We start from the raw sequence: 13,707 nt of genomic DNA, 5'->3' as shown, positions 1-13,707 counted from the left end.
CCCAGTCCCCAGGGGAAGTGGGGCGGGACAGTGGGAACCTGCTTGCCATGAGGCCAATGAAAAACGCCAAGTGCCTTTGAAATCAAGCACTTGGCGCTGTCGCATGTTGTGTTGGTGGAGAGGAGGAGGATCGAACTCCCGACCTTCGCATTGCGAACGCGACGCTCTCCCAGCTGAGCTACCCCCCCGCACAACGAAAAATACTATATCACGACTCTGCGATTTTGGCGCGCTGTGACCGTGCCTTGGCCAGCGCGGCTTCGATGGTCCGGCGTTTGCGGTCCAGTTCGCCCGGTACCTCGACCTCATTTGTCTGTGTTTCCAAATGCGCCAGCTTGTGGCTCGCCTTGGTTTCAAGCTGCTCGGCATGGCGAAGCTCGGCCTGGCTGCGGCGCTGGTTCCGCTCGAGGTATCGGGTGCGGGCTTCGTCGGCCTGGGCCGCTGTCCAGGCGTGCCAGCCGGTTCGGCCAGGTGTCATGACTTCGAGCGAGATGCAGTCCACCGGGCAGGCAGGCAGGCACAGCTCGCAGCCAGTGCATCGGGACTCGATGACGGTGTGCATCTGCTTGTGCGTCCCGACGATGCAGTCGATCGGACAGGATTTGATGCACAAGGTGCAGCCGATGCACCAGCGTTCGTCGATCACGGCCACGGTCAGCGGGCCCTCGACACCGCAGGACACATCCAGAGGCAGGGTTGCCTTCCCGGTCACCGCTGCCAGCCGGACCATTCCTTCCGTGCCACCAGGCGGGCAGCGGTTGATCTCGGTCAGGCCTGCAGCGATGGCCTCGGCATAGCTGCGGCAATCGGGGTAGCCGCACCGGGTGCACTGGGTCTGCGGCAGCAGGGCGTCGATTTGATCAGCGAGGGTGGACATGGTCTGATGTGGCACGCCGGGTGCTGCGTACGCAAAAAAACGGGGCCGGCTTGTCGCCGGCCCCGCATTGTGTCGCAGAGCGAATACAGGACAGGACGCAGGCGGATCAGCTCGTCGCCGTGGTCTTCTTGCCCTTGGCCGGTGTGGCTACCGCGGGAGTCGCGACTGCCGCGGCTTCAGCTGCTACGGGTGCGGCGATCTGTGCGGGCTGCTGGTGCTGCAGGATGAACTTGCGCACTTCCGGGTAGGCCATCTCGCGCCAGCGGCGGCCCGAGAAGATGCCGTAGTGACCGGCACCCTGCACCAGGTAGTGCTGGCGGCGGTCGGCCGGAATGCCGCTGCACAGGCCGTGCGCGGCTTCGGTCTGACCAGCACCCGAGATGTCGTCGAGTTCACCTTCGACGGTCAGCAGCGCGGTGGTCGTGATGTCCTGCGGACGAACCACCTCGCCCTTGACGTTCCAGGTGCCGTAGACCAGCGAGAAATCCTGGAACACGGTCTTGATGGTTTCGAGGTAGTAGTCCGCGTCCATGTCGAGCACGGCGTTGTACTCGTCGTAGAACTGTCGGTGCGACTCGGCACTGTCGTCATCGCCGCGCACCAGGTCCAGGAAGTAGTCCCAGTGCGAGTTGGCATGGCGGTCCGGGTTCATCGCGACAAAGCCAGTGTGCTGCATGAAACCGGGATAGACACGGCGACCGGCGCCCGGGAAGTTCTGCGGCACGCGGTAGATCACGTTCTGCTCGAACCACTCGTGCGTGCGGTTCATCGCCAGATTGTTCACCGCTGTGGGGCTCTTGCGGGCGTCGATCGGGCCACCCATCATCGTCATCGTGCGGGGCGTGAACTCGCCGCGCGAGGCCAGCAGCGAGATCGCGGCCAGCACCGGCACCGTCGGCTGGCACACGGAGATGACATTGACCTCCGGACCGAGCAGGCGAATGAACTCCTGCACGTAGCCGATGTAATCCGCCAAATGGAACTCACCGCTGGCCAGCGGCACCATGCGGGCATCCACCCAGTCGGTGATGTAGACCTTGTGGTCCTGCAGCAGCGTGCGCACGGTGTCGCGCAGCAGCGTGGAATGGTGGCCAGACAGCGGTGCGACCACCAGCACGATCGGCTGTGCGCGCATGCGCTCCAGCATCTGCGCATTGTCGGTGTAGCGCTTGAAGCGCAGCAGACGGCAGAAGGGCTTGGCCTCGATCACCTGCTCCTGCACGGCGACGTCGACGCCGTCGACCTGGACCGAGTTGATGCCAAAGGCGGGCTTCTCGTATTCCTTGGTCAAGCGGTGCATCAGGTCGAAGCCGGCAGCCATCCGTTGCGAACCGGGGGCCTGGGCAAAGGGCGACAGCGGGTGGCTGTACAGCTTGCCGGTGGCGCTGGCGAATTCGGCGAACGGACTGAGCAACGCGCGTTGGGTTTCGTAGAGTTGATAAAGCATTGCGATTCCTCTGACTACCGGGGGGCTTCGTCACCAAGTGGGTGGCGGGCGAATATGTTGCAGTGCAGCATTGTATGCCTGCGCTGCTTTTTCGGAAGGATGAATCGCAAGTGGACGGGAATCAAGCCGGCAATTCCCCAAGGTTGGGTCGACCTGTGGCCTGCTGCGCGGAGATCTGAAATCTCCGTGTCAGGAACAGTCGAAAAACTGTTCCATAAAGAAGCAACAGACCCGCCTGGGTGGCGGGTCTGTTGCCTTGGTACTACATGGTTTAAGTCAACAGGCTGTCATTTCAGGGTCACTTCAACCCGGCGTGCCTCGGCTGCGGAGCCACTGCCGGTGGACTCGGCGGGCTTGCTCAGCTCGACCTTGTCCTCGGCGACCCCGAGTGCCTTGAGCGCATCGCGCACGGCGAAGGCCCGTAGCTTGGCCAGTTCGGCGTTCCTGGCCGGGTCGCCGCTGGCGTCATGGAATCCGCTGATGACCGCTGTTTTCCCTTCGGCCACGGCCTTGACCACGTCGGCCAGGGCAGCAGGAGCGCCATCTGCCAGCGCCGCCGCGCCAGAGGCGAAGTAGAACTTGACGACACCGTTCTCGACCTTGATCGATGCTGCATCGGTGTCCGCCGCAGGGGCTGCCGGTGCGGAGGCCACGGCAGGTGCGGCCTCGACCTTGGCTGCCGGGGCTGGAGCCGAACCGCCCGACAACAGCGGCACGATCAGCAGTGCCACGATGTTGATGATCTTGATCAGCGGGTTGATGGCCGGACCCGCGGTGTCCTTGTACGGGTCGCCGACGGTGTCACCCGTCACGGCCGCCTTGTGCGCTTCGCTGCCCTTGCCGCCGTTGTGACCGTCCTCGATGTACTTCTTGGCGTTGTCCCACGCGCCGCCGCCAGTGCACATCGAAATCGCCACGAACAGGCCGGTCACGATGGTGCCCATCAGCAACCCGCCCAGCGCCGCTGGCCCGAGCAGCAGGCCCACCAGCACCGGCACCACCACCGGCAGCAGGCTCGGCACGACCATTTCCTTGATCGCCGCCGAGGTCAGCATGTCCACCGCGCGGCCATATTCCGGCTTGGCGGTGCCCTGCATGATCCCGGGAATCTCGCGGAACTGGCGACGCACCTCCTCGACCACGCTGCCCGCGGCGCGGCCGACGGCCTCCATCGCCATCGCGCCGAACAGGTAGGGGATCAATCCGCCGATGAACAGCCCGACGATCACCAGATGGTTCGACAGGTCGAAGCTCACATGCATCCCGCGCGCTTCGAGCGCGTGGGTGTAGTCGGCGAACAGCACCAGTGCGGCCAGACCCGCCGATCCGATCGCGTAGCCCTTGGTGACCGCCTTGGTCGTGTTGCCGACGGCGTCCAGCGGGTCGGTGATGTCGCGCACCGACTTGGGCATCTCGGCCATCTCGGCAATGCCGCCAGCGTTGTCGGTGATCGGGCCGTAGGCGTCGAGCGCGACGACGATGCCGGCCATGCTCAGCATCGAGGTGGCAGCGATGGCAATCCCATAGAGACCACCCAGCTGGAACGCCGCCAGGATCGCCAGACAGACGAACAGCACCGGCCACGCGGTCGAGCGCATGGACACGCCCAGGCCGGCGATGACGTTGGTGCCGTGGCCGGTGGTGGAGGCTTGCGCGACGTGCTGCACGGGTGCGTATTGCGTGCCGGTGTAGTACTCGGTGATCCACACCATCGCTGCCGTCAGCACCAGGCCGACCGCGCAGGCGCCGAACAGCCGCATCTGGGCGCCGGTGCCGCCGAGCACGTCGTCCGGCACGAACATCGTCGTGACGAAGTAGAAGGCCACCAGCGACAGCACGCCTGCGACGATCAGGCCCTTGTAGAGCGCCGGCATGACGTTCTTCATGCCCGGACTGGCCTTGACGACACTGCAGCCGATGATCGACGCGATGATCGACACGCCACCCAGCAGCAGCGGATAGACCACCGCCACCATCGGCGCCGTGGTGAGCAGCAGTGCACCCAGCACCATGGTCGCGATCAGCGTGACCGCGTAGGTCTCGAACAGGTCGGCGGCCATGCCGGCGCAGTCCCCGACGTTGTCGCCGACGTTGTCGGCGATCACCGCCGGGTTGCGCGGGTCGTCCTCTGGGATGCCGGCTTCGACCTTGCCCACCAGATCGGCGCCCACATCGGCGCCCTTGGTGAAGATGCCGCCACCGAGCCGCGCGAAGATCGAGATCAGCGAGGAGCCGAAGGCCAGTCCCATCAGTGGCTTGATCGCCACCGACAGATCGGCGGCCGGTGTGGAGCCGCCGCCGGTCAGCACCCAGAACACGATGCCCACGCCCAGCAGGCCCAGGCCGACCACCAGCATGCCGGTGATCGCGCCGCCCTTGAAGGCGATGTTCAGGGCGTCGTTCATGCCCCGGGTGGCGGCTTGCGCGGTGCGGACATTGGCCCGGACCGACACGTTCATGCCAATGAAGCCGCAAGTGCCCGAGAGCAGGGCGCCGATGACGAAGGCCACCGCCGTAGGCAGCCCGATGAACAGGGCAATCAACACGGCCAGCACCACGCCGACGATGGCGATGGTGCGGTACTGGCGGGCCAGGTAGGCGGCGGCACCCTGCTGGATCGCCGCGGCGATCTCCTGCATGCGGGCGTTGCCGGCGTCTTGTTTCAGGATCCAGCTTCGGGTGATGAAGCCGTAGATCACTGCGGCCAGGCCGCAGAGCAGTGCCGCCGTCAGCGCGGTGGTCATGGACATCGGAGTCTCCTTCCTCGTGGGGGTGGGTCGTCGAACTCGGGCAATGATGTCGGGCGTCGCTGGGGCGCCTGGCGAAAAACGCGCACCAAGACTTGATCCATGTCAAATCTGGGTGTCTGCGGTCTTTCTGGTTGACGGCCATCCTAGAAGATGCGAAGCGTTAAAACAATCACGCCAGCATGGTGTTTTCCAGCACTGGAAGCACATTTTCAGTGCATCGGACGAAGGGCTTGTCCGAAAGCAGAACCTGCTGTGCAAGGTCGGTGCAAGCGCACCCCGTAGAATCCCGGGTATTGTTCGTCCCCACTCGGAAAACTCCCCACATGAGCCTGCACAACGTCACCCCCGGCGCCAAAGCCCCCGAGCAATTCAACGTCGTCATCGAGATCCCGATGAACGCCGACCCGATCAAGTACGAAGTGGACAAGGAAAGCGGCGCGCTGTTCGTGGACCGTTTCATGACGACCGCGATGCACTATCCGTGCAACTACGGCTACATCCCGCGCACGCTGGCCGATGACGGAGATCCGGTCGACGTGCTGGTGATCACGCCGTTCGCGCTGACCCCGGGGGTGGTGGTGACCTGCCGCGCCATCGGTGTGCTGCAGATGGACGACGAAGCCGGCGGCGACGCCAAGCTGCTGGCCGTGCCGATCGACAAGATCCTGCCGATCTACACCCACTGGCAGAAGCCGGAAGACATCAACCAGATGCGCCTGAAGGCCATCCAGCACTTCTTCGAGCACTACAAGGATCTGGAGCCGAACAAGTGGGTCAAGGTCAAGGGCTGGGAAGGCCCGGAAGCCGCCAAGGCCGAGATCGTCAACGGCATGGCCGCGTACGAGAAGGCTGGCCAGGCTTGATCGCCGGCCAGTGCGGCCGGATCGTCCGGCGGTGCGGCAAGGAAAGGAGTCCGACCGGACTCCTTTTTTTTCGCCCGTAGACTACGCGCCATGAACTGGAATCAGGAACTCCTCAACAGCGCCCTGTGGCTTGGCAAGACCTTTGCCATCACGCTGGTGGTCTTCGTGTTCGTGATGGCCGTGCTGGCGCGCACGACGGTGTGGGGGCGGCAGTTCTGGTCGCTCAGCGGCGGCTATTTCTCGCCGAAGCGCAGCTGGCGGCCGCTGCTCGGGGTGGCACTGCTGCTGCTGTTCACGCTGTTCTCGGTGCGCATGAACGTGCTGTTCTCGTTCTGGTACAACGATTTCTACAGCGCATTGCAGGCCCTGGACCAGCCCAAGTTCTGGTTCAGCCTGAACCTGTTCGGCGTGCTGGCGGCGATCCACGTGGTGCGGGCGCTGCTCAACGCCTACATCAACGGCTCGTTCACCATCCACTGGCGCCAGTGGCTCAACGACCGCACGGTGACCGAGTGGATGGACCACCAGGCCTACTACCTGGGCCGCTTTGCCCAGCCCGCGGTGGACAACCCGGACCAGCGCATCCAGCAGGACGTGACCAATCTGGTGACGACGACGCTGTCGCTTGCGCTGGGGCTGGTCAGCTCGGTGGTGTCGATGTACGAATTCACCGGCATCCTGTGGAACCTGTCGGCCTCGATGACGGTGTTCGGCACCGAGGTCCCGCGGGCCATGGTGTACCTGGTCTACCTCTATGTGCTGGTGGCGACGACCTTCGCGATCTGGATCGGCCGACCGCTGATCGAGCTGAATTTCCTGAACGAGAAGCTCACCGCCAATTACCGCTACATGCTCGTCCGATTGCGCGAATACGGCGAGAGCGTGGCCCTGTACCGGGGTGAGCCGGTCGAGAAGCGGGGCTTGCTGTCGAGCTTCTCCGCCGTGATCGGCAATGCCTGGGCCCTGCTCTGGCGAGGGCTGAAGTTCGATGGCTACAACCTCAGCGTGAGCCAGGTGGCGGTGATCTTTCCGTTCATCATCCAGGCCCCGCGCCTGTTTTCGGGTGCGATCAAGCTTGGCGACGTGATGCAGACCAGCCAGGCCTTCGGGCAGGTCGAGGGCGCGCTGTCCTTCTTCCGCAGCTCCTACGACGGCTTTGCCGGCTACCGCGCCGTGCTGGACCGGCTGAGCGGTTTCGAGGCCAACGTGAAGGCGTCGTCGGAGCTGGCGCTGCCGCAGGTGCAGGACAACCCCGACGCGCTGGTGCTGCGCGACCTGAGCGTGATGCGGCCGGATGGCCAGCCGCTGACCCTCGACCTGAACTTCACGCTGTCCGCCGGTCAGGCGCTGCTGATCCGCGGTCCGTCCGGCTCCGGCAAGACGACGCTGCTGCGCACGCTGGCGGGGCTGTGGCCGTTCTCGACCGGCCAGGCCGAACGTCCGGGCGGCAACGCCTGCCTGTTCCTGTCGCAGCGGCCCTATCTGCCGATGGGCAGCCTGCGCGGCGCGCTGGCCTATCCGGGCGAGCAGATCACCGACGACGTGGCGCGCCCGATCCTCGCCCAGGTGCAGCTCGGCCACCTCGCCGAGCAGCTCGACGTGGTGCAGGACTGGTCGCAGATGCTCTCTCCTGGCGAGCAGCAGCGCCTGGCCTTCGGCCGCGTGCTGGCCAACCGGCCGTCGATCGTCTTCCTCGACGAGGCGACCTCGGCGACCGACAGCGGGCTGGAGCACAGCCTGTACGCGCTGCTGCGGACGCAGCTGCCGCAGGCCATGCTCGTCAGCGTCGGCCACCGCGAGACGCTGGCTGCCTTCCACGACCAGGCGCTCACGCTGGCCCGCGACGGCCGCTGGAGACTCGAACCCGCGTGAGCGGCTGCTGTCAGGGCCGGGGATCGCTGGCCGCGGGCACCGGTGGCGCCACCGTGTCGCGCGCCATGCATACCCGGTAGCGCATCTCGCAGCGCTCGGCGAACCACGCGGTGGTCAGCTTGCGCGTGATCTTCGGGCTGTTGAGTTCGATGTCCGGCAACTGTTCGCGGGCCGGCTTGAGACCGCGCTTGTCGGCGAGCTGGTAGAGCCGCCGGTAGGTCGGCGACTGCTCGAACTCGAAGCGTTTCTCCAGCTTCAGGTCACGCTCGATCTGTGCGGCGTTGACGCCGAGTTCTGCCTGCAGCGCCAGCAGCGCCCGCCACGCCTGGCTCGGTTCGGTGCGCGGCGACACTGGCTCGCTGCCCTTGTAGCGCAGCAGGTCACCGTCCGGGTCGATCTTCTGGCCGGTCAACTGCGCCAGCAGCGACTGCACGGCGGCGTTGCGGCTGCTGTAACGGCCAGCGTTGTAGTCGGCGAAGCGGTAGAGCATCCGGTTGTACGACACCGGGTAGTCCAGCAGCATCGCCGCGCCGAAGTACAGGCCACCGCGCCGCTTGAACACCTCTTCACGCGGTGTGCCGGCAGGGCGCCACGGATAAGGCTGGCCGCGCATCTGCTCGGCTGCGAAGGTGACGCTGACCTGCGTCGAACCACCCGTCTTCACCGGGTTCTGGCCCTCGAAGATCGTCGTGCCCATCGGGATCTCGCGGATCATGTCCTCGAACAGCAGCGACAGATCGCGCTCGGTGCGCAGCGTGTCGAGCCGCTGCTGGTAGGTCTTGCCGGTCGGCGAGGTCTTGGCCATCGCCAGATCGAACACCGGTTTGGGGATGCCGTACTTGGCGCGTTTCTTGTCCAGCTCCGACGCGGCGATCTTTGCCAGATTGGCGACCGGGGGATCCGCCTGCCAGGTCGATTCCTGCTCGATCACCGCTGCGAGTGCGCAGACCTTGTGCGTCTGTGCGGGAATCGACAGCGCGGCGAACGAGGTGGCGATGTCGTCGGCCCAGGCGCTGCGCTCGGCGATGTTCGGCGGCAGCACGCGCAGGGCGACGGCGCGCACGTCGGCGGCGCTGACCGGTGGGGGCGCGGGTGGCGGCGGTGGGGGTGGCACGGGCACCGGGGCCGGAACAGGTGCCGGTGCTGGCAGTGGCGACGGCGTCGGCGTCGGCGACGGGACCGGCGTGGACGGCAGCGTGATCACGGGCGCCGGGGCGGGCGCGGGTGGCAGGCGGTCACTGGGCAGCGTGGTGCAGGCGGCCAGTCCGGCCATCAGCAGGGCGAGGGCGGCGAGGCGCAGGAGGCGTGTCATGGGCGGAGATTATCCGGGGTCACGGTTCTGCCTTGAACGGATTCCTCTCCTGCAACTCGCCGACATACGCCGCGATCCCCGCTGTCTCCTCGTCCAGAAACCGCGCCACCGCATCGGCAAACCCCGGATGCCGCAGCCAGTGCGCCGAGGTGGTTTTCACCGGCAGCAGGCCGCGCGCCATCTTGTGCTCGCCCTGCGCGCCGCCCTCGAAGCGCACGAAGCGTTCGCGCACGCACCAGTCCAGCGGCTCGTGGTAGCAGGCCGCGAAGTGCAGATGCGGGACGGATTCGGTGCAGCCCCAGTAGCGTCCATAGGCCACGCGCTGCGCCGGATCGAGCGCCACCAGCGATGCCGCGACCCGCTCCCCGCCGCGCCGGGCGACGAACAGCAGCCAGTGCTCGGGCATCGTGCGCGCCACTTCGGCCCAGAACGCCCGCGTCAGGTAGGGCGTCGAGCGGTGTTCGCGGTAGGTGTTGTCGTAGCACTGGCAGAAGTAGTCCCAGTCCGCCTCGCCGATCTCCGCGCCGCGCAGCACGTCGAACGTCACCCCCGCCTCGCGCACGTAGCGCCGCTCCTGCTGGATCTTCTTGCGCTTGTCGCGGGTCAGGCTGGCGAGGAAGTCGGCGAAGTCGGTGTAGGGCTCGGGTGTGCGGTTCGACCAGTGGAACTGCACACCTTCGCGCAGTAACCAACCCTGTGCTTGTGCGGCGGCACGGTCGGCGTCATCAAGGAAAAGCAGGTGTGCGGACGACAGCCCCTGGTCGCGGGCGAAGGTCTCGATGCCCTGCAGCAGCGTCGCCCGCGCCACGTCCGAGCGCGCCAGCAGCCGGCTGCCCGGCACCGGCGTGAACGGCACCGCGCCGAGCAGCTTCGGGTAGTAACGCTGGCCGGCGCGCTGCCAGGCGTCCGCCCAGGCCCAGTCGAAGACGTATTCGCCGTAGGAATGGCGCTTCAGGTAGAGCGGGGCGGCGGCCTGCAGCGTGCCGTCCTCGGCGGTGAGTGTCATGAAGACGGGCTGCCAGCCGGTGCTGGTGACGGCGCTGCCGCTGCGGTGCAGCGCGGCGAGGAATTCGTGGCGCAGGAAGGGCGTCGGCGCGGGACAGGTGGCGAGCAGCGCGTTCCACGCGTCGGCGTCGAGCGCGCCCGGATCTTCATGCAGGCGTAGGGTCGAGGTCATGGCGGCGGATATTCGCATGCCGGGCGGCTACAGTTCGCCTCAGTCCCTGACCACCCTCGACTGCTCTGGAGTTATCGACTTGGCGCCCACAGTCCCGTTCTTCAATCTGTACTCCCACGGCTTCGCCCGTGTGGCGGTGGCCGTGCCCGTCTGCCGCGTCGCCGATCCGGTGTTCAACGCGCAGCAGACCATTGCCCTGCACCACCAGGCTGCGGCCCAGGGCGCGGTGCTGGTGGCATTCCCGGAGTTGGGCCTGTCCGCTTACACCTGCGACGACCTGTTCCACCAGCGCGCGCTGCTGGATGCCTGCGAGTCGGCGCTGGCCCAGGTGGTGTCGGCATCGGTCGGCGTGCAGGCGGTGGCCGTGGTGGGCTTGCCGCTGCGGGTGGACCACGCGCTGTTCAATGTCGCGGCCGTGGTGCTGGACGGCCGCCTGCTGGGCGTCGTACCCAAGACCTTCCTGCCCAACTACGGCGAGTTCTACGAGGCGCGCCAGTTCGCGCCGGCGACGCAGGCGATCTCCACCGAGGTGACGCTGTGCGGACAGACGGTGCCGTTTGGCGCGCAGATGCTGTTCGACGCAGGGGCGGCGCTGTCGTGCCTGAAATTCCACGTCGAGATCTGCGAGGACGTGTGGGTGCCGATTCCGCCGTCGTCGTTCGCGGCGCTGGCCGGGGCGACGGTGCTGGTCAACCTGTCGGCGTCGAACGTGACCATCGGCAAGGCCGACTACCGCCAGGCGCTGGTGGCGCAGCAGTCGGCGCGCTGTGTCGCCGCCTACCTCTACAGCGCGGCCGGCTACGGCGAATCGACCACCGACCTCGCCTGGGACGGCCACGCGATGGTCTGCGAGAACGGCACGCTGCTGGCCGAATCCGAGCGTTTCCGCATGGACGCGCAGCTCCTCACCGCCGATGTCGATCTGGAGCGCCTGTCCCGCGAGCGCATGCGCCAGACCAGCTACGCCGCGTCCGCTGCGCGCCACCGCGCCGAGGTGGCGCAGTTCCGCACGGTGCGCGTGGCGCTGCAGCGGCCGGATGACCTGGTGCTGCCGCTGAAACGCTGGGTGGACCGCTTTCCGTACGTGCCGTCCGACCCGCGCAGCCTCGATGCCCGCTGCGAGGAGGTCTACAACATCCAGGTGCAGGCGCTCGCCAAGCGGCTGCAGTCGTCGGGCGTGCAGCAGCTCGTGATCGGCGTGTCGGGCGGGCTGGACTCGACGCACGCGCTGCTGGTCTGCGCCAAGACGATGGACCGGCTCGGCCTGCCGCGCACCAACATCCGCGCCTACACCATGCCCGGTTACGCCACGAGCGGGCGCACGCTGGACCAGGCGCTGCGGCTGATGGACGCGCTGGGCTGTGCGGCGCAGACGATCGACATCCGCCCGAGCTGCCAGCAGATGCTCGACGACATCGACCACCCCTTCGCGGATGGCCAGCCGCAGTACGACATCACCTTCGAGAACGTGCAGGCCGGCGAGCGCACCAGCCACCTGTTCCGGCTGGCGAATCACCACAACGCGATGGTCGTGGGCACCGGTGACCTGAGCGAGATGGCGCTGGGCTGGTGCACCTACGGCGTCGGTGACCACATGTCGCACTACAACGTCAATGCCAGCGTGCCCAAGACGCTGATCAAGCACCTGGTGCGCTGGGTGGCGGGCAAGGGCGAGTTCGGGCCGGACTGCAGCCAGACGCTGATCGACGTGGTCGAGACCGAGATCAGCCCGGAGCTGGTCCCGGGCAACGCGGACGGGCAGCCGCAGCAGGCGAGTGAGTCGAGCGTCGGCCCCTACGAGCTGCAGGACTTCCACCTCTACTACACGCTGCGCTTCGGCTTCGCGCCGTCGAAGGTGGCCTTTCTCGCGCTGCACACCTGGGGCGATGCGCAGACCGGGCGCTGGCCCGAGGGCATCGGTGCGCACAACGCCTACCCGCTGCCCGAGATCAAGCGCCACCTGCGCACCTTCCTGTGGCGCTTCTTCAAGACCAGCCAGTTCAAGCGCAGCTGCGTGCCGAATGCGCCCAAGGTCGGCTCGGGCGGTTCGCTGTCGCCGCGGGGCGACTGGCGTGCGCCCAGTGATGCAGAAGCCACGGTCTGGCTGGGCGATCTCGACCGCGTACCCGATTGAGCGGCGGCCCGCGGCCACAATCCGCGGCGCCATCCTGCCTCCGGCCGGATCTCCCGGCCTGATTCTTTCGTTGCACTGGACCCGCATGTCGCCGCGTTCTCTCACCTCTCTTGCCACCGCGCTGGTGGCGTTGACCGGCTGTGCCCACGGGCCGACCACGGCGGCGGCTCCGGTCGCTGTGGCCTCTGCCGCCAGCAGTCCGGCCAGCGCTGCCAGCGCGCCGATGGGTGCTGCACCAGCCGCCGGTGCGCCTGCCGCCGCTGCCACACCGGTTGTTCCCAATCCGCTGCCGCCGTTCGCGATGGTGATCCGCGACGCACGCCGCTTCGGCGGGATGATCACCGCATGGCAGAAGGACGAGAAGGTCTGGCTGGAGCTGTCGGAGCATGACTTCAACCTGCCGTTCTTCCTGTCGCCCAAGATCGCTGGCGGCATCGGCGAAGGCGGTGTGCTCGGCGGCCTGATGGGCGGACGCACAGGGGTGGGCAAGGCCCAGTGGGTCGAGTTCCGCCGCGTCCACAACCAGGTGCAGCTCATCGCGCGCAACGCGCAGTACGTCGCCAAGGCCGGCACACCCGAGGCCCGCGCCGTGGCCGCGGCCTTCTCGCCCAGCCTGCTGGCCAGCACGGCGGTCGCCAGCCAGCCGCACCCGGACCGCAAGACCGTGCTGGTCGATGCCAGTGCGCTGTTCATGGGTGACATGCTCGGCATCGGCGCCCAGCTGCAGCGCAGCTATCGCCAGGGCTACGGCCTCGACCCGCGCAATTCGGCCATCACCTCGGTGCGTGCCCAGCCGGACCTGCTGGTCGTGCAGGTGCAGAGCCATTTCGCCACCGCGTCGCTGAGTGAGGGCCAGCCCGGCGCCGCCGTCAGCCCGAGCGTGCCGATGACCTTGCCGGACGCACGCAGCCTGTTCGTGCAACTGCACTACTCGCTGTCGCGCCTGCCGGAGAAGCCGATGGCGCCGCGTGCAGCCGACGCGCGCATCGGCCATTTCCTGTCCACGGTCGACGACTACAGCGACGACATCGCCCGCACCCCGCGGCTGCGCTACATCCACCGCTGGCGCCTGGACAAGCAGGACCCGACCGCCGCGCTGTCCCCGCCGGTCAAGCCGATCACCTACTGGATCGACCGCAGCGTGCCCGAGCGCTACCGGGCGTCGATCACCGCGGGCATCCTGGAGTGGAACAAGGCCTTCGAGAAGATCGGCTTCAAGGACGCCATCGTGGTCAAGGTCCAGCCGGACGACGCCACCTTCGACACCCTCGACAC

The 13,707-nt window shown here is 67.0% G+C and carries 9 protein-coding genes and 1 tRNA gene; 4 read left to right on the top strand and 6 right to left on the bottom strand.

Annotated elements, in window-relative coordinates:
• Positions 1 to 112: 112 nt before the first annotated feature.
• The 4 genes from AB3X43_RS01410 to AB3X43_RS01395 all read right to left on the bottom strand — a co-directional run bounded on the left by AB3X43_RS01410 (position 113) and on the right by AB3X43_RS01395 (position 5,074).
• A tRNA-Ala gene (locus AB3X43_RS01410) sits at positions 113 to 188 on the bottom strand.
• Between the two features lie 20 nt (positions 189 to 208).
• Positions 209 to 877 (bottom strand): electron transport complex subunit RsxB, encoded by a 669-nt coding sequence (gene rsxB / locus AB3X43_RS01405; RefSeq protein ID WP_369428108.1) that lies wholly within the window; start codon positions 875 to 877, stop codon positions 209 to 211.
• A 106-nt stretch (positions 878 to 983) separates the two neighbouring features.
• Positions 984 to 2,324 (bottom strand): polyhydroxyalkanoate depolymerase, encoded by a 1,341-nt coding sequence (locus AB3X43_RS01400; protein ID WP_369428107.1) that lies wholly within the window; start codon positions 2,322 to 2,324, stop codon positions 984 to 986.
• A gap of 287 nt (positions 2,325 to 2,611) precedes the next feature.
• Positions 2,612 to 5,074, bottom strand: coding sequence for a sodium-translocating pyrophosphatase (locus AB3X43_RS01395; RefSeq protein WP_369428106.1), 2,463 nt, complete (start codon positions 5,072 to 5,074; stop codon positions 2,612 to 2,614).
• Between the two features lie 323 nt (positions 5,075 to 5,397).
• Between AB3X43_RS01395 and ppa the strand changes: the two genes are divergently transcribed.
• Entirely contained in the window at positions 5,398 to 5,937 is a 540-nt protein-coding gene (gene ppa, locus AB3X43_RS01390; RefSeq protein ID WP_369428105.1) for an inorganic diphosphatase, read from the top strand.
• Positions 5,938 to 6,027: 90 nt separating this feature from the next.
• Positions 6,028 to 7,809 (top strand): ABC transporter ATP-binding protein/permease, encoded by a 1,782-nt coding sequence (locus tag AB3X43_RS01385; RefSeq protein ID WP_369428104.1) that lies wholly within the window; start codon positions 6,028 to 6,030, stop codon positions 7,807 to 7,809.
• A 10-nt stretch (positions 7,810 to 7,819) separates the two neighbouring features.
• Here the strand turns inward: AB3X43_RS01385 and AB3X43_RS01380 are convergent, their stop codons facing one another.
• Together AB3X43_RS01380 and AB3X43_RS01375 are read right to left on the bottom strand one after the other, a co-directional pair.
• Positions 7,820 to 9,121: a DUF1615 domain-containing protein gene (locus AB3X43_RS01380; RefSeq protein WP_369428103.1), complete on the bottom strand. Its 1,302-nt coding sequence runs from the start codon at positions 9,119 to 9,121 to the stop codon at positions 7,820 to 7,822.
• A gap of 19 nt (positions 9,122 to 9,140) precedes the next feature.
• Complete coding sequence (locus AB3X43_RS01375) at positions 9,141 to 10,298, bottom strand: GNAT family N-acetyltransferase (RefSeq protein ID WP_369428102.1); 1,158 nt, start codon at positions 10,296 to 10,298, stop codon at positions 9,141 to 9,143.
• A 79-nt stretch (positions 10,299 to 10,377) separates the two neighbouring features.
• Here AB3X43_RS01375 and AB3X43_RS01370 point away from each other — a divergent pair, with 79 nt between their 5' ends.
• Together AB3X43_RS01370 and AB3X43_RS01365 are read left to right on the top strand one after the other, a co-directional pair.
• The gene (locus AB3X43_RS01370) at positions 10,378 to 12,432 is read left to right on the top strand and encodes an NAD(+) synthase (RefSeq protein WP_369428101.1); all 2,055 of its coding nucleotides are present in this window, start codon (positions 10,378 to 10,380) and stop codon (positions 12,430 to 12,432) included.
• Between the two features lie 85 nt (positions 12,433 to 12,517).
• Positions 12,518 to 13,707 (top strand): DUF5117 domain-containing protein (locus tag AB3X43_RS01365; RefSeq protein WP_369428100.1); only part of this gene is annotated, 1,190 nt, incomplete at its 3' end.

Origin of the sequence: Sphaerotilus sp., assembly GCF_041083715.1 — a bacterium.
In the GTDB taxonomy this organism is placed as follows: Bacteria; Pseudomonadota; Gammaproteobacteria; order Burkholderiales; family Burkholderiaceae_C; genus Sphaerotilus.
The sequence above is the reverse complement of the archived record's forward strand: the minus strand, read 5'-3'. Positions and strand labels throughout refer to the sequence as shown.

Bases quoted from the DNA above. Each gene is read 5' to 3' on its own strand.
- AB3X43_RS01380 (WP_369428103.1), bottom strand. From the start codon at position 9,121: ATGACACGCCTCCTGCGCCTCGCCGCCCTCGCCCTGCTGATGGCCGGA.
- rsxB (WP_369428108.1), bottom strand. From the start codon at position 877: ATGTCCACCCTCGCTGATCAAATCGACGCCCTGCTGCCGCAGACCCAG.
- AB3X43_RS01400 (WP_369428107.1), bottom strand. From the start codon at position 2,324: ATGCTTTATCAACTCTACGAAACCCAACGCGCGTTGCTCAGTCCGTTC.
- AB3X43_RS01395 (WP_369428106.1), bottom strand. From the start codon at position 5,074: ATGTCCATGACCACCGCGCTGACGGCGGCACTGCTCTGCGGCCTGGCC.
- AB3X43_RS01375 (WP_369428102.1), bottom strand. From the start codon at position 10,298: ATGACCTCGACCCTACGCCTGCATGAAGATCCGGGCGCGCTCGACGCC.
- AB3X43_RS01385 (WP_369428104.1), top strand. From the start codon at position 6,028: ATGAACTGGAATCAGGAACTCCTCAACAGCGCCCTGTGGCTTGGCAAG.
- ppa (WP_369428105.1), top strand. From the start codon at position 5,398: ATGAGCCTGCACAACGTCACCCCCGGCGCCAAAGCCCCCGAGCAATTC.